Origin of the sequence: Poseidonocella sp. HB161398, from assembly GCF_005870025.1 — a bacterium.
Lineage (GTDB): Bacteria > Pseudomonadota > Alphaproteobacteria > Rhodobacterales > Rhodobacteraceae > Mangrovicoccus.
In genome coordinates this window covers 1-21299 of record NZ_VATA01000081.1, presented here as the reverse complement: position 1 = coordinate 21299, position 21299 = coordinate 1, and the positions used below count along the sequence as shown (strand labels likewise).

Below are 21299 nucleotides of genomic sequence, written 5' to 3'. Positions count from 1 at the left end.
CCATTTACCAAGACACCGGAGGCAAAAACCGGCAGGAGGCGTCAATCTTCCGACGCGACCCGCTCGCCAATCACCCTGATCTCTCCGCCGTCCGGCCCGCCTCAGCGGCCCGTCCAGCGCCCCGGAGCGTCGCCGCCCCGTCGGTGAAGGGCCTTCTAGAGAAACCTCCCGACACCCGCAACTCGATTCTCGCACGAAACCCGAAAAAATTGCCCTGACCAAACGGAAAGTCCAGAAATCGGGCAGAATAGACGGGAAGACACTACATGTAGAGGAGGCGCGCTCAGCCCGCCAGGCTGCCGCCATTCACCCGCGCATAGCCGTCCTCGATCACGCGCTGCATGGCCTGGCGCGCCTCGCCGGGCGCGCCGCGGCAGATGGCCGAGGCGATGTCGCGGTGGCGGTCGGCCACGGCCTGGGCACCTTCGGGGAAGAAGCGGTTCGCCTCGGCGAGGAAGAGCGAATAGAGCGCCGTCTGCACCATGTCGCCGAGCGACAGCAGGAACCGGTTGCCCGACAGCCGCAGAACCTGGCGGTGGAATTCGTAATCCGCGACAGCGAAATCCGCCCGGCTCGCCGCCCCGGCCAGCGCGTCGGAGAGCTCGAACAGCCGGTCGCAGCCCTGGGCATTGGCGCGCTTGGCCGCCGCCTCCGCCGCGGCCGGCTCGAAGATCAGCCGGATCTCGAAGAGCTCGTCATAGAAGGCCCCGGCATTCCTCAGCCCGGCATGCCAGCGCAGGACATCCTCGTCGAACATGTTCCAGGACTCGGCATCGCGCACATGGGTGCCGACCTTGGCCTTGGACTGGATCAGCCCCTTGGCGATCAGCGTCTTCTTGGCCTCGCGGACGACGGTGCGCGACACGTCGAACATCTCGCAGAGATCCGGATCGAGCGGGATCATCGTCTCGGGCGGGTACTCTCCGGCCACGATCGCGCGGCCGAGCTGCTCGACCACGAAATCGGTATGGCTCGAGGCCCGCGCCGCCCTGCCCTCCGGCGTGGCCAGGCTCATGAGGGCATGGGCGAGCCAGGTGCCGGTCTTCTGCGGAGTGTCGTTGCCCAAGTCAGGCCCTTTTGCAGCAGGATGAAGGTGAAGAGCAGGGCTCCGATGACGATCTTGGTCCACCAGCTCGAAAGTGTCCCGTCGAAGACGATATAGGTCTGGATCAGCCCCATGATCAGGATGCCGAAGAAGGTGCCCGCGACAAAGCCCGTCCCGCCGGTCAGGAGCGTGCCGCCGATCACCACCGCGGCGATGGCGTCGAGCTCCACCCCCACCGCGGCCAGCGAGTAGCCCGCAGATGTGTAGAGCGAGAAGACGATCCCCGCCAGCCCGGAGAGCCCGCCGGAGATCGCGTAGATGCCGATCGTGGTGCGGCCCAGCGGCACGCCCATCAGCCGCGCGGTCTGCGCGCCGCCACCCAGGGCATAGACATTCTGGCCGAAGCGGGTGCGGTGGGCGACCAGGATCCCGCCGAGGAAGGTCAGCACCATCAGCGCGCCGGTCAGGCGGAACCGCCCGCCCGAGGGCGCCTTCCAGTAGATGTCCTGCAGCCAGTCGTAGAATTCGTGGGTGATCGGCACGCTGTCGACCGACAGGACATAGGCCGCCCCGCGCGCCAGGAACATCCCCGCCAGGGTGACAATGAAGGGCGGCATCTCCAGATGGTGGATGATCGCCCCCATCGCCGCGCCGAAGCCGGTGGTCAGCGCCAGCACGATCGCGAAGGCCGCCAGCGGATGGATTGAGGTGTCGCGCAGGAGCACCGCCAGGAAGACCCCGGTGAAGGCGATGACCGAGCCCACCGACAGGTCGATCCCGCCCGAGAGGATGACGAAGGTCATCCCCACCGCGGCGATCCCGAGGAAGGCGTTGTCGGTCAGCAGGTTCGCCGCCACCCGGGTCGAGAGCATCGCCGGATAGGCCGAGGCGCAGAGCGCATAGGCGATGACGAAGGTCGCCAGGGTGACGTAGAGCGGCAGGCTGGTGGAGCGGATCATCGCGCGGTCTCCTTCACCGGGGTCTTGCGGCGCGGGGCCGGGTCTCCTCCGCTGGCGCGCAGGATGTAGAGCCAGTGGCCGATCCGCGGCGACTGGATGACGAGGATCACCAGGATGATGAGCGCCTTGATGACCAGGTTGAATTCCGGCGGCATGCCCGAAAGCAGGATCGCCGAATTGACCGACTGGATGATCAGCGCGCCAAGGAGCGAGGCGGTGATGGAGAAGCGCCCGCCCAGCAGGGAATTGCCGCCGATCACCACTGCGAGGATGGCGTCAAGCTCCAGCCAGAGCCCGGCATTGTTGGCGTCCGCCCCCTTGATGTCGGCGGCGACGATCACCCCCGCCAGCGCGGCGCAGAGCCCCGAGACCAGGTAGACGCAGGTCAAGAGCACCTTGGCGTTGATGCCTGCCAGCCGCGAGGCGGATTCGTTGATGCCGATCGCCTCGATCAGCAGCCCCAGCGCGGTGCGCCGCACCGCCCAGGTCACGCCCGCGCCGAGCGCGATCCAGATCACCACCGGGGTCGGCATGCCGAGGATCGTGCCCGCGCCGAGATGGATCAGCCCCTCGTTGAGGAAGGTCAGGATCGTGCCCTCGGTCACGAGCTGGGCGACCCCCCGCCCCGCCACCATCAGGACCAGCGTGGCGACGATCGGCTGGATCCGCAGCCAGGCGACCAGCACCCCGTTCCAGAGCCCGCAGGCGCCCCCCGCCGCCAGCGCGCCCAGAAGCGCGGTCCCCCAGCCATGGCCGTCGACCACGATCTTGGCGGCGACCGCCCCGGCAATGGCCATCACCGCGCCGACCGACAGGTCGATGCCGCGGGTGGCGATGACCAGCGTCATGCCGATCGCCAGCAGCGCGGTCGGCGCGCCGCGGTTCAGCACGTCGATCAGGTTGCCGAAGAGCCGGCCGTTCTGGAACTCGATCCGGAAGAAATCCGGGAAGACCGCCAGGTTCAGCGCCAGCACGGCGGCAAGGATGATGATCTGCGGCGCCAGGCGGCGCAGCGGCGCATGGGGCGCGGCCATCAGGCGACCTCCCTGTCTTCGTCGGCAATGGCGCGGACGATGTTTCCGGCGGTGATCTCGCCGCCCTCGAGTTCCGCCACCTGGACGCGGTCGCGCAGGACGATGACGCGGGTGGAATAGGCGACCAGCTCCTCGATCTCGGAAGAGGCGACGATCAGCGACATGCCCTCCTCGCGCAGCCGCTCGATCAGCTGGATGATCTCGGCATGGGCACCGACATCGATGCCGCGGGTGGGCTCGTCGAGGATCAGGAGCTCGGGCTCGGTCGCCAGCCAGCGCGCCAGCAGCGCCTTCTGCTGGTTGCCGCCCGAGAGCAGGCGGATCGGCATATCGAGGCTGGCCGCGCGGATGTCGAGCGCGCGGACATAGCCCTGGGCGATCTCCTCGACCTTGGCGCGCGGGATCGGCCGCGCCCAGCCCTGCCGCGCCTGCAGCGCCAGGATGATGTTGTCGCGCACCGACAGGTCGCCGATGATGCCGTCGGTCTTGCGGTCCTCGGGGCAGAGCGCGAAGCGCGCGGCGATGGCGTCGCGCGGCCCCTTCAGGCTCAGCGCCCGGCCGCGCAGCCGCACGCCGCCCTGGTCCGCCTGCACGGCGCCGAAGATCAGGTTCGCGGTCTCGGTCCGCCCGGCGCCGAGCAGCCCGGCCAGCCCGATCACCTCGCCCTGGCGGATGCGCATCGAGAAGGGCTCGATCATGCCGCGCCGGCCCAGCCCGTCGATCTCGGCCAGGACCTCGCCGCCCTGCCCGCCATGGCGCTCGCGCACCTCGGATTCCAGCTGGCGGCCCAGCATCAGGTGGACGATGTCGCGCGGCGCGCAGTCGGCCAGCGCGCGCGTGCCGACCACATGGCCGTTGCGCAGCACGGTGGCCCGGTCGCAGATGGCGAAGACCTGGTCGAGGAAATGGGTGATGAAGACGATGGCCAGCCCGCGCGCCTTCAGGCGGCGGATCACGTCGAAGACCAGCTCCACCTCGCCCTGGTCGAGGCTGGCGGTCGGCTCGTCGAGGATCAGCACCCGGCCCGACATCTCCACGGCGCGGGCGATGGCGACGACCTGCTGCACCGCGACGGAATAGTGCGACAGCGGCTCGCGCACGTCGATATCCAGCCCGTATCCGGCCAGCACCTCCGCCGCCTCCGCCGCCATGCGCCGCCGCGAGATCATCCCCCAGCGGGTCGGCTGGCGCCCGAGGAACAGGTTCTCGGCCACGGTCAGGTTCGGCAGCAGGTTGACCTCCTGGTAGACCGTGCCGATCCCCAGCTTCTGGCTTTCCTGGGTCGAGCCCGGATCGACGAGCTGCCCGTCGAGCTCGACCACCCCGCCATCGCAGGCATAGGCGCCGGTCAGGCACTTGATGAGGGTGGATTTCCCGGCGCCGTTCTCGCCCAGCAGGGCATGGACCTCGCCGGGATGCAGGGCCAGCTCGACATCGGCAAGCGCGATGGCGCCGGGAAAGAACTTGGTGATGCCGCGCGCATGCAGCACCGGCCGGACCGGATCGGTCATGGCAGGCTCCTCCGCTACAGGGTCCCGCGCAGCCGCGCCGCGCGGGACGGGGATCGGGATGTCAGTAGCCGAGGCTCTTCTTTTCCTCGTAGACCGCCATGTTGTCATCCGCGGCGGTGTAGAGGCGCGACTCGGTCTGGATCCACTTGGCGGGCTGGGTGCCGCTCTGCAGATAGGCCTCGAGCGCGTCGAGCGCGGGGCCGGCCATGTTCGGGGTCAGCTCGATCGTGGCATTCATCTCGCCATTGGCGATGGCCAGATGCGCATCGGGCACCGCGTCGATGGCGACGATGCGGATGTCCTTGCCCGGGACCAGGCCGGCCTCCTTGATCGCCTGGATCGCGCCGACGGCCATGTCGTCGTTATGGGCGTAGAGCGCGCAGATATTCGCCCCGCCCTCGGCCTTGAGGAAGCTCTCCATCACCACCTTGCCCTGCGAGCGGGTGAAATCGCCGGTCTGGCTGCGGACGATCTCCAGGTTGTCATGGCCCTCGATGCCCTGCTCGAACCCGGCCTTGCGGTCGATCGCGGGCGAGGAGCCCGTGGTGCCCTGCAGCTCGACGATGCGGCAGGGCTGGCCGTCCATCTCCTTGGCCAGCCATTCGCCCGCGACCTGGCCCTCATGCACCAGATCCGACGTCACGGCGGTCAGGTAGAGGCTCTCGTCGGCATCGACGGTGCGGTCCATCAGGATCACCGGGATCTCGGCGTCCTGCGCCTCCTCCAGCACGTCGTCCCAGCCGGTCGCCACCACCGGCGCCAGCAGGATGCCGTCCACGCCCTGGGCGATGAAAGAGCGGATCGCCTTGATCTGGTTTTCCTGCTTCTGCTGGGCATCGGCGAATTTCAGGTCGATCCCGCGCGCCTCCGCCTGCTGCCGCGTCACCGTGGTCTCGGCCGCGCGCCAGCCCGATTCCGAGCCGATCTGCGAAAAGCCGATGGTCAGGTCGTCATCCGCCACCGCTGCCATAGGGGCAAGGGCGACGGCGCCCGCAAGGAGCGTCGCCTTGAATGTCATGTCTTCCTCCCTAGTCTTCGTATTCTTATGCCCCGAGTTAAGTATTACTTTATGACTTTTGCAAGCGATTCCTCCCCGCCTGCCGCCACGGCGGCAGAGGCCCGGACATGCAAAACGGGCCGGCGCCCTGCGGCCCCGGCCCGTGTCGCGACGGATGGGAGGCGGCCCGGCTAGCCGTCCGACGGGTGGCCGATCTCGCAGAAGCGGCCGCCGAGGAACTTGACCGAGGGCGCCTGCGGATCGGCCGGGGGCGTGGCCGCCTCGATGGCGGCGCGGAAGGGCTCGGCGCTGTCCTCGGGGACGAAGCCCAGATGCCCGGCCAGCCGGTTGTCGACCGGCACCACGGCGTTGCGCGACAGGCCGAAGGCGATCGTGTGCCCGACCCGCGGCGCGGTCAGCCCCGCCGTCACCAGCCGCACGCAATCGGCGAAGCTCAGCCAGGACCACAGGTTGCGGCGGTCCCCCGGTTCGGGGAAGGAGGAGAAGATCCGCAGGCACGCGCTCTCGATGCCGAACTTGTCCCAGTAGAGCCGGCTCAGCGCCTCGGTGAAGCATTTCGACACGCCGTAGAGCCCGTCCGGCCGCACCGGCGCGGCGGCGTCGATCTGGTCCTCCATGCCGTGATAGCCCACCGCATGAACCGAGGAGGCGTAGACGACGCGCTTCACCCCGCATTTCCGCGCGCCCTCGTAGATGTGGTAGGAGCCGCGGATCGAGCTGTCGAGGATCTCCTCCCAGGGCGCCTCGACCGGGGTGCCGCCGAAATGCACGATCGCGTCGACATCCCGGCAGGCCTCGAGGCAGGCGGCCTCGTCGGCCAGGTCGAACTGCATCGCCGTCTCGCGCGGGCCGAGATCGCGGATCCCGCTGCGGTCGGCCAGGCGCATCTCGGCTGCCAGCGGCGCCAGCCCGCGGCGCAGCTCGCTGCCCAGCCGCCCGGCCGCCCCGGTCAGGAGCAGCCGGGAAAAGCGCGGTTCAGGCATCGGCGCGGGCCTTCAGCGCGGCGTCGCGCATCTGGCTGAGGCTGACCCGCGGCGTCAGCGCCTCGGGCGAGATCGCCAGCTCCAGCACGGCGCCCTCGGGGCACTCCATCGCCCGCGCGAAGGCGGCGGGGAAATCCGCGGTCTCCTCCACCTTCTCCGCATGGAAGCCGTAGGCGCGGGCCAGCATGACGAAATCGGGGTTCTTCTCCATCGTCGTGCCCGAGACCCGCTCGGGATAGTGCCGCTCCTGATGCGCGCGGATCGTGCCGTAGATGCCGTTATTGAGGATCAGCACGATCGGCTGCGCCCCGGCCTGCAGCGCGGTAGCGAGCTCGGTCGAGTTCATCTGGAAATCGCCGTCCCCCGCGAAGCAGACCACGGTGCGCCCGGGATCGGCGACCTTGGCGGCAATCGCGGCGGGCAGACCGTAGCCCATCGCCCCCGATTGCGGCGCCAGCAGGCGCATGCCCGGGCGGTACTGCAGGAACTTGCCCGGCCAGACGGTGAAATTCCCCGCCCCGTTGGTGATGACTGCGTCGGGCGGCAGCACCTGGCGCAGATGGGCGCAGACCTGGCCCATATCGACCGGCGAGGGCAGATCCGGCAGGTCGAACCCGGCCTCCCAGGCGGCGCGCGCCTCCGCCCGCCAGGCGGGATCGGCGCCCGCCACCGGCGCCAGCGCGCCAAGCGCGGCGGCAAAGGCGTTCGGGCCGGACTGGATGGCAAGCTCGGGGATGTAGACCTTGCCCAGTTCGCCGGAGTCGCCATGGACATGGATGATCCGCTGCTTCGGCTGCGGCACGTCGAGCAGCGTGTAGCCCTCGGTCGAGTTCTCGCCGAAGCGCGCATTCACCGCCAGGATCACGTCGGCCTCCGAGACCAGGCGCTTCACCGCGGGCGCCATGCCGACACCAGCCTCGCCGCAGAAGACCGGCGAGCCGTTGTCGAACCGGTCCTGGTAGCGGAAGACCGAGACGACCGGGATGTCCGAGGCCTCGGCAAAGCGCTGCATCGGCACCGTGCCCTCGCCGCGCCAGTTGCAGCCGCCGTAGAAGATGAGCGGCCGCTTCGCCTCCGCCAGGATCTCGCGCGCGCGGGCCATCGCCGCCGGGGCGGGATGCGGCTCGGCGATCTCGACCGGCCCTTTCAGCGGCGCGGCGTCCGTCAGCGTGGTCAGCATGTCCTCGGGCAGCGCGATCACCACCGGGCCCGGCCGGCCCGAGACCGCCATGGTCCAGGCGCGCGACAGGATCTCGGGGATGCGCTCCACCCGGTCGATCTCGGTCGCCCATTTCGCCATCGTCCCGAAGACCGCGCGGTAGTCGAGTTCCTGGAAGGCCTCGCGCTCCTTCATGTCGGTGCCGACCTGGCCGACGAAGAGAATCATCGGCGCGCTGTCCTGGAGCGCGGTATGCACCCCGATCGAGGCATTGGTGGCGCCGGGGCCGCGGGTGACCATGCAGATGCCCGGCTGGCCGGTCAGCTTGCCCCACGCCGCCGCCATGAAGCCCGCCCCGCCCTCGTTGCGGCACAGCACGTAGTCCAGAACGCCCGCCGTGTCGTGCAGCGCGTCGAGCACGGCCAGGTAGCTTTCCCCGGGAACGCCGAAGGCCTTGCGCGCGCCGAGCGCCACAAGGCTTTCGACCAGAAGCCGGCCGCCATTCATCGTCATCGGGAGTCCTCCGCTGCATCCTCGCCCCGAGGCTGCCGCAGCCGCGCCCGGCCCGCAAGGCCTGCCGCGCCTCCGGCGCCGCGGCGGCGGCGCTTTGCGGCCTCTTGACCGGATCCTGCGCGCTCGGCTATCGGCCGGAGCGCACCCGGTACCGCGGTGCGGCCTGCGCTGGCGCGGGGATGCGGGAAATTCCGGCCCGCACCCGACGGCCAGCCCCTTCGGAAGTTTGAGACATGACCGCAAGATGCGTGAGCTCGGGCCGGCTGGACGTGGACCGCCGCCTGGAATTCGCAGAGGGCCTGGCGCTCTCGGGCGACCTCGCCGCCGCGCGCGAGGTGCTGGGCGACGCGATGGCGCTCGTCCCCGGCTGGGCGGCCGGCTGGTACCGGCTGGGCGAATGGCACGAGGCGGCAGGCGATGGCGCCGCCGCAGCCGCGGCCTGGGACCGCGCCGTGGCCGCCGATCCCGCCGATCTGCTCGGCGCCGGGATGAAGCGCGACCTGCTGCGCGCCGTGCCCGTGGCCGAGGCCGTGCCCCCGGCCTTCGTCGAGGCGCTCTTCGACCAGTACGCGCCGCGCTTCGAGACCTCGCTGGTCGACCAGCTCGGCTACCGCGCGCCCGCGCTCCTCGCCGCCGCCCTGCCCGGGCGCCGCTTCGGGCGCGCCATCGACCTGGGCTGCGGCACCGGCCTTGCGGGCGAGGTGCTGCGACCGCATTGCGGATGGCTCGGCGGCTGGGACATCTCGGCGGGCATGCTGGCCCTGGCCGGCGAAAAGGGCATCTACGACGCGCTGGAGAAGCGCGACCTCTCGCAGCTCGAGATCGGGCCCGAGCGCTACGACCTGATCCTGGCGGCCGATGTCTTCATCTATCTCGGCGCGCTGGAGCGGATCCTCGCCTGGTGCGCGGGCGCACTCGCTCCGGGCGGGGTGCTGGCCTTCACCGTCGAGAAAGGCGAGGCGCCGCTCACGCTGCGCGAAAGCCGCCGCTTCGCCCATTCCGCGGCCTATCTCCGCGACGTGCTGGAGGCGGCGGGCTTCACCGGCATCCGGCTGGAAGAGGCGGTGCTGCGCCAGGACCGCGGCGCCGACATTGCCGGGCTCGTGGTGCTGGCCGGTGCGCCCGTGCCGCAGACCGAGGGACAGGGCGATGGCGAGGACGCGGTTCCGGCCTGAGCGACGCGCCGCATTCCGCCGCCCGGCGGGGCATGGCAGGCTGCGCGCGACTTTCGACTGACGGACCAAGACCATGCGCCCTGCCCCACAAACCGCCCCCGAAACCGCCGCGCCCGCCGGGCTGCACCTTGGCAAGCTCGCGGCGCCCCACCAGCCCGAGGGGCTGGTGCTGGCGGTGTTCTACCCGGCGGCGACGGCAGAGGGCGCGGCCCGCTTCGGCGCCAATGCGGTCTTCGACGGGGTGGAGGTCGTCCGCAATGCCGCCGCAGCGCCGGGCCGGCACCCGGTCGTCCTGCTGTCGCACGGGCTCGGCGGCAACCTGCGGTCGCTGGCCTGGCTGGCGGCCGGGCTCGCCGCCCGGGGCGCCATCGTCGCCGCGGTCAACCATCCCGGCAGCACCTTCGGCGATTTCGACATGCAGCGCGCGCTCGACCATGGCAGCCGCGCCCGCGATCTCTCCGCCGCGCTCGACTGGCTGGAGGCCGCGCCGCAATTCGCCCCGCATCTCGACGGCAGCCGGGTGCTGGCGGCGGGTTTCTCCTATGGCGGCTGGACCGCGCTCTCGCTCGGCGGGATGCGCAATGCGCTGCCGGGGCTGGCCGCCTTCTGCGCCGAGCATGGCGAGGCCTCGACGCTCAGCGCCGCGATCCGCAAGGACGGGGCCCGGATCGCCGCCGCCGATCCGCAGGCCTTCGCCGCCTCCTACCGCGACCCGCGGGTGACCGGCGTGTTCGCCGTGGATCCCGGGCTGGTCTGGAACCTGCCAGCCGGGGCCGCGGCGGATCTGGACGTGCCGGTGACGCTGATCGGGCTCGGCGAGGGTCCGGACCGGCTGCTTGATTCCGATTTCGACCGCAGCGGGCTCCTGTCGCTGCTGCCCGAGGCCCAGACGATCCGGCTGGCCCCGGCCTGGCATTACAGCATGATGCCCGCCTGCACCGCCGCGGGCCCGGCGATCCTCGAGGAGGCCGGCGAGATCGCCTTCTGCCGGGACCCCGAAGGCAGCGACCGCGCCGCGATCCATGCCGCGGTGCTGGACGCCGCGGCCGCCCGCCTGGGCCTTTGAGCTAGGGCTAGGCAACGGGGCGGTTTTCTGCTATCGACTCGCGCTCGCCCACCCAGGAGTCGCCGCATGACCGACACGAGCGCTGCAACCGCGCCGATCACCCAGGACGTTCTGACCATCCCCCGGAAGCTTCCGGAGGGACCGGTGAACCTTGTCGGCCTGACCCGCGAGAAGCTGCGCGACGCGCTGGCGGAAATCGGCGTGCCCGAGAAGCAGCTGAAGATGCGCGTCAACCAGCTCTGGGCCTGGATCTACGAGCGCGGCGTGCGCGACTTCGCCGAGATGACCAACCTGGCCAAGACCTTCCGCGCAGAGCTGGCGGCGCATTTCGCCATCGAGCTGCCCGAAGTGGTCTCGAAGCAGGTCTCGGCCGACGGCACGCGCAAGTACCTGGTCAAGATCGCGGGCGGCCACGAGGTCGAAACTGTCTACATCCCCGAATCCGACCGCGGCACGCTCTGCGTCTCGTCCCAGGTGGGCTGCACGCTGACCTGCTCCTTCTGCCATACCGGCACGCAGAAGCTGGTCCGCAACCTCACCCCGGGCGAGATCATCGGCCAGGTCATGCTGGTGCGCGACGATCTCGGCGAATGGCCCGAGCCCGGCAAGCCGAAGAACGAGGCGCGGCTCCTGTCGAACATCGTGCTGATGGGCATGGGCGAGCCGCTCTACAATTTCGAGAACGTGCGCGACGCGATGAAGATCGCGATGGACCCCGAGGGGATCAGCCTGTCGCGCCGCCGGATCACGCTGTCGACTTCGGGCGTCGTGCCCGAGATCGCGCGCTGCGCCGAGGAGATCGGCTGCCAGCTTGCCGTCAGCTTCCACGCCACCACCGACGAGGTGCGCGACCGCCTGGTGCCGATCAACAAGAAATGGAACATCGAGACGCTGCTGGACGCGCTGCGCGCCTATCCGAAGGCCTCGAATTCCGAGCGGATCACCTTCGAATACGTCATGCTGAAGGACGTGAACGACAGCGACGAGGACGCGCGGCGGCTGGTCAAGCTGATCTCGGGCATTCCGGCGAAGATCAACCTGATCCCGTTCAACGAATGGCCCGGCGCCCCCTACGAGCGCTCGGACTGGGAGCGGATCGAGAAATTCGCCGACATCGTCTACAAGGCCGGCTACTCCTCTCCGATCCGCACGCCGCGCGGCGAGGACATCATGGCCGCCTGCGGACAGCTCAAATCCGCGACCGAACGCGCCCGCCGGGAGCGCGTCGCGCTGTAATTCCGGGCAGCCGGGGGGCCCTGCCATCCGGATCCCGTTAACTTTCTTGAACTTGGCCGGGGGCTCTGCTTTTTCTGCGGGGCCCGTCGAAATTATTGCCAAGTTCAGGAAATTCTGCCGTGTCCTATTCGATTTCCCGCTATATGGGCGACATCAGCTCGCCCCTGGTCCGTCTCTATGTCGAGTTCCAGGTCACCTATAGCGAAGCCCCCTTCCCCGAGACCCTGTATGATGATCCGGTCTACGGCACGAAGTTCGGCTATACCGATCCCGAAAAATTCTACGAGCCGCTGACCCTCGGCAATGCCGTGGAGACCGTCGTCGAACTCGGCGAGTACAGGTACGGCGCCTATAACGATCCCGACGAGTCCTCGGACTGGACGAACGGATCGCCGGATGGCGACTGGATGGGGATGGACTACTACAAGACCGAGATTTCGGCGGTCTACACCTTTCCGACCGAGGCCTATCTCGAATGGCTCGACCGCGACTGGCTGGTCCAGCATCCCAGCATCAACCAGCCGGCCACCTTCTGGCAGACCTACTACATCACCGGCGGAGAGCTGTCGCGGCTGTCCTCCCCCGAGCCGTTCAACCTGTTCTACGGCACCAATCCCGAGATGCGGAAGGCGGAGGCGCAGCTCTATCTAGACGACGCGGAAACGAGCCTTGGCCTGAGCAGCCTGCTCTACGAGCTGCCCGGCGGCTACCGGACCGTCGAGCTCGACACCTCCGACGACGACCTTGCCGAATACCAGATCCCCTATCTCGAGCAGACCATCGCCGGCGCGGCCCTGATGCTGACGGAGATGTGGCTGAGCGACAGCGGCCATTCCGGGCTGGCCGGGCTCGCCGGGACGATCAGCGCCCTAGACGCGCTGGAAACCTCGATCGAGGAGCGGTTCGTCGGCCCCCGGCTGGAGCTCATCGGCCTGATGGCCAGCGAGGATGGCGAGCTGGCCGATTACGCGACCATCGCCGAATGGGAAGCCGCCAACGGGCTGCAGGCCGCGACCCTGGCCGGGTTCATCGCGGACAACGCCCCGCCTGCGGGCCTGGCGCTCGCCTCGGTCTCGCTGATCGCCAGCGAAGGTGCCAGCGGCGATGTCCTGTCGATCTTCGGCGGCGGCGCGGTTCCGTCCGGCGGCACGGACGGATCGGACCGCGCGATCTTCGGCGAGGAGGGCGCGGCGTATTCCGGCGGGGCCGGGCGCGACTACCTGGCCGGGGGCGGCGGCGATGACAGCCTGCAGGGCGGCGCCAATGGCGACTGGCTGCTCGGCGGTGGCGGCAGCGACACGCTCAAGGGCGGGATCGGCGGCGACCAGATCCGCGGCGGGACCGGCGCCGACCTCCTGCGCGGCGGCCGTGGCGGCGACCGGCTGGACGGCGGCAGTGGCGCCGACCGGGTCGAGGGCGCGGCGGGCGACGACAAGCTCTGGGGCGGCAATGGCTGGGACAAGCTCACGGGCGGGATCGGCGACGACACGCTCTATGGCGAGGCCGGCGACGACCGGCTGAAGGGCGATGACGGCACCGACGTGCTCTGGGGCGGCAACGGCCGGGACCTGCTGGAGGGCGGGCGCGACGGCGACCGGCTCTATGGCGGCGCCAAGTCCGACCAGCTCTACGGCAATGCGGGCGCCGACAGGCTCTGGGGCGGGCGCGGCAATGACCGGCTCGATGGCGGGCTGGGCAATGACACGATGGCCGGCGAGGGCGGGGCCGACAGCTTCGTCTTCAACCTGGCGGTCAATGCCGGGTCGCGCGATGTCATCGCCGATTTCGACCCCGGCGCTGACCGGCTGCTCTTTGCCGGGACCGGCCAGAGCGCGGCCGCCATGCTGGACCGGGCCGCGCAGGAGGGCAGCGACGTGCATTTCGCCTTCGGCAACGGCGCCGAGCTCGTGCTGCGCGACGTGGAGCTGGCCGCGCTCGAGGCCCGGATCGACATGATCTGACCCGGGCCTCCGGGGCTCAGCAGGGCAGCGTGATGCCGTGCTCGGCCAGGAGGCCGCCCACCGCGACGGTCTCGCCGCGCTCGATCGAGACATTGCCGGCGATGCCGGTCAGAATCGACCAGGCCCCGTCGACATGGCTGGAGCCGCGGCCGTAGCGGTCGGGCGCGACCTCCGGGTCGAAGAGATAGCCCAGCATCACCGGATCGGCGCCGCCATGGTCGCCCTCGCCCTCCCAGACCTCCAGCGTCCGGGGCGGCTCGCCCGCGCGGTGCAGCACTGTGGTCATCGACTCGCGCCCCGCCGCCTTCTCGCGCTGGCCGCCGAAGACGCCATGCACCTCGACATGGCGGTGGGTCAGCTCGCCCTCGGTGCCCTGGAAGGTGATGTCGAGCCCCTCCCACGGGGAATAGGCGGTCAGCGTGTAGTTCAGCAGCGCCCCCGAGCGGTAGCGGGCATGGACCTGCATCGTGTCCTCGATGGTGATGTCCGGATCGAAGACGCAGGCATCGCGCAGATAGCCGTCCTCGGCCTCGGCCTCCAGGTACATGCTGCGGAGCTTCTCGTCCGCCTCCAGATCCATGCGGAACTGGCATTTCGCCGCCGAGGGGCAGGCATGGCAGCGCGGCCCGCGCGGCACCAGCCCCATCGCGTCGCCGGTCTCGGGGCGGTACATGTGGCGCGCGCCATGAGCGGTGACGCTGTCGGGGGTGGAGCCGAGCCACCAGTTGACCAGGTCGAAATGGTGGGTCGACTTGTGGACCAGGAGCCCGCCCGAGCGGTCCTTGTAGCGGTGCCAGCGGCGGAAGTAGTCGGCGCCATGCACCCGGTCCAGATGCCAGCGGAAGTCGATCGCCGTCACCTCGCCGATCGCGCCGGACATCAGCAGATCCTTGATCTGCGTCCGCGCGGGCGTGTAGCGGTAGTTGAAGCTGACCGTCACCTGCCGCCCGGTCTCGCGCTGCGCGTCGAGGATCGCCTTGAGCTTGGAGAGGTCGATGGTCATCGGCTTCTCCGTGATCACGTCGCAGCCCGCGCGCATCGCCGCGACGATATAGTCGTGATGCAGGTCGTCGGGCACGGTGACGATGACGGTATCGGGCTTCTGCTCGGCCAGCATCTTCGGGAAGTCTTCCGCCGGATAGGTGGCGATGCCGTTGCCGCCGGGATCGGGCACGGCCGCGGCCGACAGCGCCAGGCGGCGGGAATTGACGTCGCAGAGGCCGACGAGGTCGTTCTGCGCGGCATAGGTCCCGGCGACGGCGTTGCGGAACATCTGGTGTCGGGAGCCGGTCCCCACGATGGCGTATTTCATTGGCTATCTCTCGGTCGGGAGGTGCAGGGGCGCACTGTCGGACATGGGGGCCCTGCCCGGCGCCGCGGGCGGGCCGGAACAGGGGAGCGGTCCGCCCGCGCCACGGGAGTCTGGGCGCGGACGGTCCGGCGGCACCGGCGGAGTGAGGGCTCTGCCGCGCCGCCGCCGGACCGGGGAGGAAGGTTCCGGTCCGGGATGGTTGCCTTGTCAGGCGCGGCGCCGGAGCACCGTGCCGTCCTCGGCGAAGACATGGGCATTCGCCGGGTCGAGCCGCAGCGGCAGCACGTCGCCGATGCGGATCCCCTGCTGGCCCGGGGCGACGACGTTCAGGCTCTCGCCCGAGCGGGTCACGGCATAGAGCACGGTGGTGCCGCCCAGATGCTCGACCAGCTCGACCCGCGCCTCGCCCAGCGACGCGCCGCCCTCGCCGCCGAGCTCGACATGCTCGGGCCGGATGCCGAAGGTCAGCCGCCCGGACGCGGGCGCTGCGGGCAGGCCGCCGAGGCTCTGCCCCGCCACGTCGAGCCCGGATTCCGAAGCGGTCGCGTCGAGGAAGTTCATCTTCGGCGAGCCGATGAAGCCCGCGACGAAGCGGTTCGCCGGGTTGTTGTACAGCTCCAGCGGCGTGCCCGCCTGCATCACCTGCCCCGCCTTCAGCACCACGATCCGGTCGGCCATGGTCATCGCCTCGACCTGGTCATGGGTGACGTAGATCATCGTGTTGCCCAGCCGTTCGTGCAGCTTCGAGATCTCGACCCGCATCTGCACGCGCAGCTCTGCGTCGAGGTTCGACAGCGGCTCGTCGAAGAGGAAGATGTCGGGGTCGCGCACGATCGAGCGGCCGATGGCGACCCGCTGGCGCTGCCCGCCCGAGAGCGCCTTGGGACGCCGGTCGAGCAGCTGGGTGATCTGCAGCGTCTCGGCCGCGGCGGTGACGCGCCGGTCGATCTCGGCGCGCTTCATCCGCATCGTCTCCAGCCCGAAGGCCAGGTTCTTGCGGACCGTCATGTGCGGGTAGAGCGCGTAGCTCTGGAACACCATGGCGATGCCGCGCTTCGAGGCGGGGGTGTCGTTCATCCGCTCTCCGCCGATCATCAGGTCGCCGTCCGAGATGGTCTCGAGCCCGGCGATCATCCGCAGCAGCGTGGATTTCCCGCAGCCCGAGGGGCCAACGAAGACGGTGAACTGCCCGGGCTCGATATCCAGGTCGATGCCCGGGATGACCTCGAGCGGGCCATAGCGCTTGACGACATTGCGCAGGCGGATGGGGGTGGTCATGGCAAGTCTCCTTGTGTCTCAGCGCTTCATGCCGGTGGTGGCGATGCCCTCGATCAGCAGGCGCTGGAAGAAGAGGAAGATCAGGAAGATCGGGATCAGCGACAGGACGGACATCGCGAAGAGCGCGTTCCAGTTGGTCGAGCCGGAGCTGTCGATGAAGGAGCGCAGCGCGAGCTGCACGGTATAGAGCCCGGTATCGCTGATGTAGATGAGCGGTCCGAAGAAATCCTCCCAGGTCCAGATGAAGGAGAAGATCGCGGCGGTCGCCAGCACCGGCAGCGACAGGGGCAGCATGATGCGGGTGTAGATCCGCCAGGGGCTGCAGCCGTCCATCATCGCCGCCTCGTCGAGCTCCCGCGGGATGCCGCGGAAGAACTGCACCATCAGGAAGATGAAGAAGGCGTCGACGGCGAAGTACTTGGGCAGGATCAGCGGCGCCCAGGTATTCACCCAGCCGAGCTTCAGGAACAGGATGTACTGCGGGATCAGCGTGACATGGTAGGGCAGCATCAGCGTGCCCAGCATCAGCGCGAACCAGACCGACTTGCCGCGGAATTTCAGCCGCGTGAAGGCGAAGGCCGCGAGCGAGGCCGCCAGCACGTTGCCGATCGTCGCCAGCGTGGCGATGATTAGCGAGTTCAGGAAGAAGTGCCCGAAGCTGAACTGCAGCCCGAACCAGCCGTCCTTGTAGGCCTGGATGGTGACCTGCGAGGGGATCAGGCTGGTCGAGCCGCCGAAGAGGTCGTCGGCGGGACGCAGGGACCCCGCCAGCATCCACAGGATCGGGTAGAGCATCACGAAGGACACGGCCATCAGCACGGCATGGCTGATCGCGGAGCGCAGCGCCGGATAGGCGGGCGCCTGGCCGGGCATCGCATGGGCGGCGGCGTCAGTCATCGTAATGCACCCAGTATTTCGTGGACAGGAAGGAGAGCGCGGTGAAGGCGGCGATGATCGCGACCAGCACCCAGGCCAGCGCCGAGGCATAGCCCATGCGGAAATAGCCGAAGGCCTCCTGGTAGAGGTAGAGCGTGTAGAAGAGCGTCGAGTTGACCGGCCCGCCCGAGCCGCCCGAGACGATGAAGGCCGGGGTGAAGGCCTTGAAGGCGTCGATCGTCTGGATCACCAGGTTGAAGAAGATCACCGGTGTCAGCAGCGGCAGGGTGATGCGGAAGAACTGCCGCCGCTTCGACGCGCCGTCGATGCTGGCCGCCTCGTACATGTCATGCGGGATCTGGCGGAGCCCGGCGAGGAAGATGATCATCGGCGAGCCGAACTGCCAGACCGACAGGATCACCAGCGTGTAGAGCGAATAGTTCGGGTTCGAGATCCAGCTCGGCCCCTCGATGCCGAAGGTCCATAGCAGGTCGTTGACCAGCCCGTCCGCGGCGAAGAGCTGCCGCCAGAGCACCGCGATCGCGACCGAGGCGCCCAGCAGCGACGGCAGGTAGAAGATCGCGCGGTAGACCGGCAGGCCCTTGAGCCCGCGGTTCAGCATCATCGCGACGCCGAGCGCGAAGGCCAGCTTCAGCGGCACCGACAGCGCGACATAGAGGAAGGTCACCCGCATCGCCGCGCCGAAATTGGGATCGGCCGTGGCCATGCGGACGTAATTCGCCACGCCGGTGAAGCGCGGCGCGGAGAGCAGGTCGTAATCGGTGAAGCTGAGATACAGCGACCCGAGCGCCGGTCCCAGCGTCAGGCAGAAGAACCCGATCAGCCAGGGAGACAGGAACAGGTAGCCCGGCAGGTTGCGCCGCAGCCCCTCCGAAAAGCGGGAGGCGGGGCGCTGCCCCTCCTCCCAGCCGGTGGTGGCGGTTTCCATCGTCACCGGCTCACCTCGTCAGGCTGGAGGCGGAATCCTCCACCAGCTTGCGCCCGCCCTCCGCCGGGTCGACCATCCCGAAGGCGACTTCCTGGCTGACCTTCAGCATGATCGCGTAGGCCTCGCCCGCGCCCTTGGGCGGCGCCGGCGGCAGGCCCCCGGCCAGATCGCCGAGCTCCGAGATGAAGGCCACGGATTTCTTCTGCGCCTCGTCGAGCTCGGGCAGCAGCGCCTCGCGGATCGCGGGCGAGGCCGGCACCCCGCGGTCGAGCCCGAGGATCAGCGCGCCGCGCGGATCGCGCACCAGGTAGTTGGCCAGCCGCGCCGCCGCCTCCGGCGCTTTCGATTTTGCCGAGACCACGAACATCTGCGAAGGCTTCAGGTAGTGCCCCGGCGCGCCCTCCGGCAGCACCGGCAGCGCCGTCATGCCGAGCGCCGCCTTGTTGACCGCCTGGTAGCCGGTGAACTGGTTGGAGAAGGCGAAATCGGTCGCCGCCGTGCCAAGCGTGATCGGCGAGGTCTCGAGCGAGTTCTTGAACTGCGCCTGGACATCGGCCGGAACGCAGCCCTTGGCCTTGCGCAGCTTCGCCCAGTAGTCGAACCATTCGCCCGCGTCGTCGGCGTCATAGCCGAGCTCTCCGGCCTCGGTATAGAGCCCCTTGCCGCGCTGGCGCAGCCAGAGCTCGAAGCTGTTGCCCTGCCCGCTGGTATCGGCGGTGGCATAGAAGCGGCGCCGCGGCGTGGCCTCCTTGAAGGCCGCGCAGGCCTCGGCGAAGGCCTCCCAGCTCGTGCCCATGCCCGGCGCTTCCATCCCGGCCTCTTCCCAGGCGGCGGCATCGACCAGCATGCCGAAGGCGTTCACCCCGACATTGGCGCCGTAGAGCTTGCCGTCGACCGAGCAGGAGTCGAGATTCGCCTTGCCGAAATCGCCGATTTGCAGCGCGCCGCCCAGGTACTCGTCCAGCGGGTGCAGCGTGCCGCGGCCGACATATTCGAAGAGATAGCGGTAATCCATCTGGATCAGGTCCGGCGCGTTGCCGCCCGCCACCTGGGTCGCCAGCCGGGTCCAGTAGTCGTCCCAGCCCATGTATTCGGTGGCCACCTCGACCATGTCGTCGCTGGCGGCCTCGAAGCCGCGGATCGCCTCGGTGGTGCGGCGGGCGCGCTCCTCGTTGCCCCACCAGACCATGCGGATCGGCGTTCCCGCCGCGCGGGCAGGTCCGAACCCCGCCGCCAGGGCAAGCCCCATCCCTCCGGCAAGCACGCTGCGCCGGTCGATCAATGCCTTCGTCATCCGGTGTCTCCTCCCTGGACGATTTCGGTGTCTCGCCCGCCGCCGTTCCGGTCTTTCTGCCGGATCGGCCGGGCCGGCGCCGCGCCCCTCACGCGCGGCTGCCTGGAGGAACGCTAGCAACCGGTTTTCTATTTATGAAATACAATTTTTCGGCCATCATATAAAACGTCTTTATAACAACGCGGGAGTCCGGTGATGGACAAGATGCTGGAACAGTTCCTGGCAATCGCCGAAGCCGGCAGTTTCCTCGCCGCTGCCGAGGTGCTGGCCGTGTCGCAGCCGGCGCTGAGCTACAACATCCGCAAGCTCGAGGACTCGCTCGAGGTGGTGCTCTTCGAGCGGACCTCGCGCGGGGTGCGGCTCACCGAGGCCGGCGAGATGCTCTACGAGAACGCGCTGATCATGCGCCGCCTCTACGGCAACGCCCTGGCGCGGATCGAGCGGCAGAAGGCCAAGGCCGAGCACGGCATCGCCATCGGCTCGGGCTATTCCTCTTGGGATCTGTTCCTGCGCGACATCGTCATGGAGCAGTTCCGCGCCCATCCCCAGGCGCCGATCCATGTCAGCCTCGGCACCGCGCTGCGCTGCATGTCCGAGCTGCTGGCCGGGGACATCTCGCTTTTCATCGGCAACCAGATCCCCGGCTTCGCCCATGCCAATGCGGTGGAGTTCCTGCCCGTCGGCATGTCCCAGGACGGCTATTTCGTCCGCGAGGGCCATCCGCTGCTCGGCCAGCCGCGCCGCGTGGCCGAGATCTTCCGCTGGCCGAGCGTGCTGGCCATGCCCTCGGAAACGCGGCTGAAGCGGCTTCTGGCCGAAGATGCCGAGACCCTGCCGGTGCTGCCCCAGGGCAGCTACGGCCATGCCTTCACCTCGAATTCGCTCGCCGTCTGCCTCGACTACCTGCAGGCGGCCGATGCGGTACTGACCCATTCGGTCCTGCTCGGTCCCTATCTGGAGCGCCAGGGCATCCGCCAGATCGAGACCCTGCCGGGCGAACCGCAGCGCGCCTGGCCGCTCGGCATCTATGTCATGGCCGAGTCGCTCGGCGATCCGAAAGTCGCCGAAATGGCCGCGCTGCTCTCCGGCAAGCTCCGCGCGCTCGGCCTGCCGCCGATGCGCTGAGCCTGAGGCGGTCCCGGTTCGCCGCGGGCCGTTCCCGGATGATCGACAGCTCCAGGGAAAGACACAAGGCGGGTCGATCGGAATGAGGGTCAGATCACGTCGGAAAGCCCTGCGGCACCAACCCAGCGGATGGTCGATCAGTGCTGGAGTCAAACCACCCGGGAACTGGTATCGATCGCATGACTGTCCGTGTTGAGTATCTTCGGCGTGCCGTATTTCTCCAGCGCCTCCTTGAGCGCCTCGACGCAGAACCCCGCGCCCATGGAACTCGACAAGCGCCAGCTCGGCACCGTCCGGCTGTGCCAATCCATGACGGCCACCAGGCAGAGAAAGCCCCCGGCGCATCGGAATGCAGCTGGTATCGGCACGCCAGACCTGGTTCGGCCGGGTGATGAGAAAGTCCTTCAGAAGACGGGCCTTGTGCGCCTTTGGTTCAAGCTCAATGGCGAATGGCATATCGGATGCTCGGGGTGCTTCCTGCTGGTCCTCGGGATGATGTCCCGAGAGGTGGTGTAGCTCACCGCGGGCCTCGCGCTTTCAAGCGGGCCGAGCTGGTCAGTCGCGCTGCGCCGCAGGCAGGCTGACATTGAGATCATCGCAGACGGGGGCGAGCGTTTCCAGCGTCAGGTAGCGGCCACGCTGGACGGTCCACTCCTCGGTCTGCTCCATCAGGATCGCGCCAACCAAGCGGCGGATGGAGGCCTCGGTGGGGAAGATGCCGACGACATCGGTGCGCCGCTTGATCTCGCCGTTCAGTCGCTCAATGGGGTTCGTGCTGTGAAGCTTCACGCGATGCTGGGCCGGG

Annotated in this window: 19 protein-coding genes and 1 pseudogene; 6 read left to right on the top strand and 14 right to left on the bottom strand. The window is 69.0% G+C overall.

The genetic code is table 11. The features are described 5' to 3' along the window. Positions 1 to 218: hypothetical protein (locus FGX59_RS38305; RefSeq protein ID WP_206078498.1), on the top strand; the 218-nt coding region annotated here is incomplete at its 5' end. A 65-nt stretch (positions 219 to 283) separates the two neighbouring features. Here the strand turns inward: FGX59_RS38305 and FGX59_RS32095 are convergent. The 7 genes from FGX59_RS32095 to FGX59_RS32065 form a co-directional block, all read right to left on the bottom strand. Next, positions 284 to 1066: a FadR/GntR family transcriptional regulator gene (locus FGX59_RS32095; protein WP_240722818.1), complete on the bottom strand. Its 783-nt coding sequence runs from the start codon at positions 1064 to 1066 to the stop codon at positions 284 to 286. Beyond that, positions 1012 to 2004 carry a galactofuranose ABC transporter, permease protein YjfF gene (gene yjfF / locus FGX59_RS32090; protein ID WP_206078497.1) on the bottom strand — a complete coding sequence of 331 codons (993 nt, stop codon included), beginning with the start codon at positions 2002 to 2004 and terminating at the stop codon, positions 1012 to 1014. Before yjfF ends, FGX59_RS32095 begins: the two co-directional genes overlap by 55 nt. After that, positions 2001 to 3038: an ABC transporter permease gene (locus FGX59_RS32085; protein WP_138472083.1), complete on the bottom strand. Its 1038-nt coding sequence runs from the start codon at positions 3036 to 3038 to the stop codon at positions 2001 to 2003. The genes yjfF and FGX59_RS32085 overlap by 4 nt, the downstream gene beginning before the upstream one ends. Further along, positions 3038 to 4549 (bottom strand): sugar ABC transporter ATP-binding protein, encoded by a 1512-nt coding sequence (locus FGX59_RS32080; protein WP_138472081.1) that lies wholly within the window; start codon positions 4547 to 4549, stop codon positions 3038 to 3040. The genes FGX59_RS32085 and FGX59_RS32080 overlap by 1 nt, the downstream gene beginning before the upstream one ends. Before the next feature lie 61 nt (positions 4550 to 4610). Next, entirely contained in the window at positions 4611 to 5567 is a 957-nt protein-coding gene (gene ytfQ, locus FGX59_RS32075) for a galactofuranose ABC transporter, galactofuranose-binding protein YtfQ (protein ID WP_138472079.1), read from the bottom strand. Positions 5568 to 5737: 170 nt separating this feature from the next. Next, the gene (locus FGX59_RS32070) at positions 5738 to 6550 is read right to left on the bottom strand and encodes an NAD(P)-dependent oxidoreductase (protein ID WP_138472076.1); all 813 of its coding nucleotides are present in this window, start codon (positions 6548 to 6550) and stop codon (positions 5738 to 5740) included. Further along, positions 6543 to 8222, bottom strand: coding sequence for a thiamine pyrophosphate-dependent enzyme (locus tag FGX59_RS32065; RefSeq protein WP_138472074.1), 1680 nt, complete (start codon positions 8220 to 8222; stop codon positions 6543 to 6545). Before FGX59_RS32065 ends, FGX59_RS32070 begins: the two co-directional genes overlap by 8 nt. Before the next feature lie 233 nt (positions 8223 to 8455). On the opposite strand from FGX59_RS32065, the gene FGX59_RS32060 reads away from it, so the two are divergent. From FGX59_RS32060 to FGX59_RS32045, 4 genes are all read left to right on the top strand, one after another. Then, on the top strand, positions 8456 to 9397 hold the full coding sequence (locus FGX59_RS32060; RefSeq protein ID WP_138472072.1) for a class I SAM-dependent methyltransferase: 942 nt from the start codon (positions 8456 to 8458) through the stop codon (positions 9395 to 9397). Between the two features lie 73 nt (positions 9398 to 9470). Continuing rightward, positions 9471 to 10463 (top strand): prolyl oligopeptidase family serine peptidase, encoded by a 993-nt coding sequence (locus FGX59_RS32055; protein WP_138472070.1) that lies wholly within the window; start codon positions 9471 to 9473, stop codon positions 10461 to 10463. A gap of 66 nt (positions 10464 to 10529) precedes the next feature. Next, positions 10530 to 11699: a 23S rRNA (adenine(2503)-C(2))-methyltransferase RlmN gene (gene rlmN, locus FGX59_RS32050; protein WP_138472068.1), complete on the top strand. Its 1170-nt coding sequence runs from the start codon at positions 10530 to 10532 to the stop codon at positions 11697 to 11699. A 119-nt stretch (positions 11700 to 11818) separates the two neighbouring features. Then, a complete protein-coding gene (locus FGX59_RS32045; RefSeq protein ID WP_138472065.1) occupies positions 11819 to 13660 on the top strand; it encodes a calcium-binding protein in 1842 nt (613 codons plus the stop codon). Positions 13661 to 13676: 16 nt separating this feature from the next. On the opposite strand, the gene FGX59_RS32040 is transcribed toward FGX59_RS32045, so the two are convergent. The 5 genes from FGX59_RS32040 to FGX59_RS32020 form a co-directional block, all read right to left on the bottom strand. Next, positions 13677 to 14972, bottom strand: coding sequence for a Gfo/Idh/MocA family protein (locus FGX59_RS32040; protein ID WP_138472063.1), 1296 nt, complete (start codon positions 14970 to 14972; stop codon positions 13677 to 13679). Positions 14973 to 15179: 207 nt separating this feature from the next. Then, positions 15180 to 16250, bottom strand: a complete 1071-nt coding sequence (locus tag FGX59_RS32035) for an ABC transporter ATP-binding protein (RefSeq protein WP_138472061.1) — start codon at positions 16248 to 16250, stop codon at positions 15180 to 15182. Positions 16251 to 16268: 18 nt separating this feature from the next. Continuing rightward, positions 16269 to 17147 carry a carbohydrate ABC transporter permease gene (locus FGX59_RS32030; protein ID WP_171060928.1) on the bottom strand — a complete coding sequence of 293 codons (879 nt, stop codon included), beginning with the start codon at positions 17145 to 17147 and terminating at the stop codon, positions 16269 to 16271. Beyond that, positions 17140 to 18075: a carbohydrate ABC transporter permease gene (locus FGX59_RS32025; protein WP_138472086.1), complete on the bottom strand. Its 936-nt coding sequence runs from the start codon at positions 18073 to 18075 to the stop codon at positions 17140 to 17142. Before FGX59_RS32025 ends, FGX59_RS32030 begins: the two co-directional genes overlap by 8 nt. Positions 18076 to 18085: 10 nt before the next feature. Next, complete coding sequence (locus tag FGX59_RS32020) at positions 18086 to 19369, bottom strand: ABC transporter substrate-binding protein (protein WP_138472058.1); 1284 nt, start codon at positions 19367 to 19369, stop codon at positions 18086 to 18088. 195 nt (positions 19370 to 19564) lie between these two features. Between FGX59_RS32020 and FGX59_RS32015 the strand changes: the two genes are divergently transcribed. Next, positions 19565 to 20494: a LysR family transcriptional regulator gene (locus FGX59_RS32015; protein WP_138472056.1), complete on the top strand. Its 930-nt coding sequence runs from the start codon at positions 19565 to 19567 to the stop codon at positions 20492 to 20494. Positions 20495 to 20655: 161 nt separating this feature from the next. Here FGX59_RS32015 and FGX59_RS38990 read toward each other — a convergent pair. Both FGX59_RS38990 and FGX59_RS32005 read right to left on the bottom strand, forming a co-directional pair. Continuing rightward, positions 20656 to 20985, bottom strand: a pseudogene (locus FGX59_RS38990) (DDE-type integrase/transposase/recombinase); the annotation flags it as partial. 64 nt (positions 20986 to 21049) lie between these two features. After that, on the bottom strand, positions 21050 to 21299 hold a 250-nt coding region (locus FGX59_RS32005), incomplete at its 5' end, for a transposase (RefSeq protein ID WP_171060927.1).

Coding starts and splice junctions, on each gene's coding strand:
- yjfF (WP_206078497.1), bottom strand. CDS start 2,004: ATGATCCGCTCCACCAGCCTGCCGCTCTACGTCACCCTGGCGACCTTC.
- FGX59_RS32085 (WP_138472083.1), bottom strand. CDS start 3,038: ATGGCCGCGCCCCATGCGCCGCTGCGCCGCCTGGCGCCGCAGATCATC.
- FGX59_RS32080 (WP_138472081.1), bottom strand. CDS start 4,549: ATGACCGATCCGGTCCGGCCGGTGCTGCATGCGCGCGGCATCACCAAG.
- ytfQ (WP_138472079.1), bottom strand. CDS start 5,567: ATGACATTCAAGGCGACGCTCCTTGCGGGCGCCGTCGCCCTTGCCCCT.
- FGX59_RS32070 (WP_138472076.1), bottom strand. CDS start 6,550: ATGCCTGAACCGCGCTTTTCCCGGCTGCTCCTGACCGGGGCGGCCGGG.
- FGX59_RS32065 (WP_138472074.1), bottom strand. CDS start 8,222: ATGACGATGAATGGCGGCCGGCTTCTGGTCGAAAGCCTTGTGGCGCTC.
- FGX59_RS32060 (WP_138472072.1), top strand. CDS start 8,456: ATGACCGCAAGATGCGTGAGCTCGGGCCGGCTGGACGTGGACCGCCGC.
- FGX59_RS32055 (WP_138472070.1), top strand. CDS start 9,471: ATGCGCCCTGCCCCACAAACCGCCCCCGAAACCGCCGCGCCCGCCGGG.
- rlmN (WP_138472068.1), top strand. CDS start 10,530: ATGACCGACACGAGCGCTGCAACCGCGCCGATCACCCAGGACGTTCTG.
- FGX59_RS32040 (WP_138472063.1), bottom strand. CDS start 14,972: ATGAAATACGCCATCGTGGGGACCGGCTCCCGACACCAGATGTTCCGC.
- FGX59_RS32035 (WP_138472061.1), bottom strand. CDS start 16,250: ATGACCACCCCCATCCGCCTGCGCAATGTCGTCAAGCGCTATGGCCCG.
- FGX59_RS32030 (WP_171060928.1), bottom strand. CDS start 17,147: ATGACTGACGCCGCCGCCCATGCGATGCCCGGCCAGGCGCCCGCCTAT.
- FGX59_RS32025 (WP_138472086.1), bottom strand. CDS start 18,075: ATGGAAACCGCCACCACCGGCTGGGAGGAGGGGCAGCGCCCCGCCTCC.
- FGX59_RS32020 (WP_138472058.1), bottom strand. CDS start 19,369: ATGACGAAGGCATTGATCGACCGGCGCAGCGTGCTTGCCGGAGGGATG.
- FGX59_RS32015 (WP_138472056.1), top strand. CDS start 19,565: ATGGACAAGATGCTGGAACAGTTCCTGGCAATCGCCGAAGCCGGCAGT.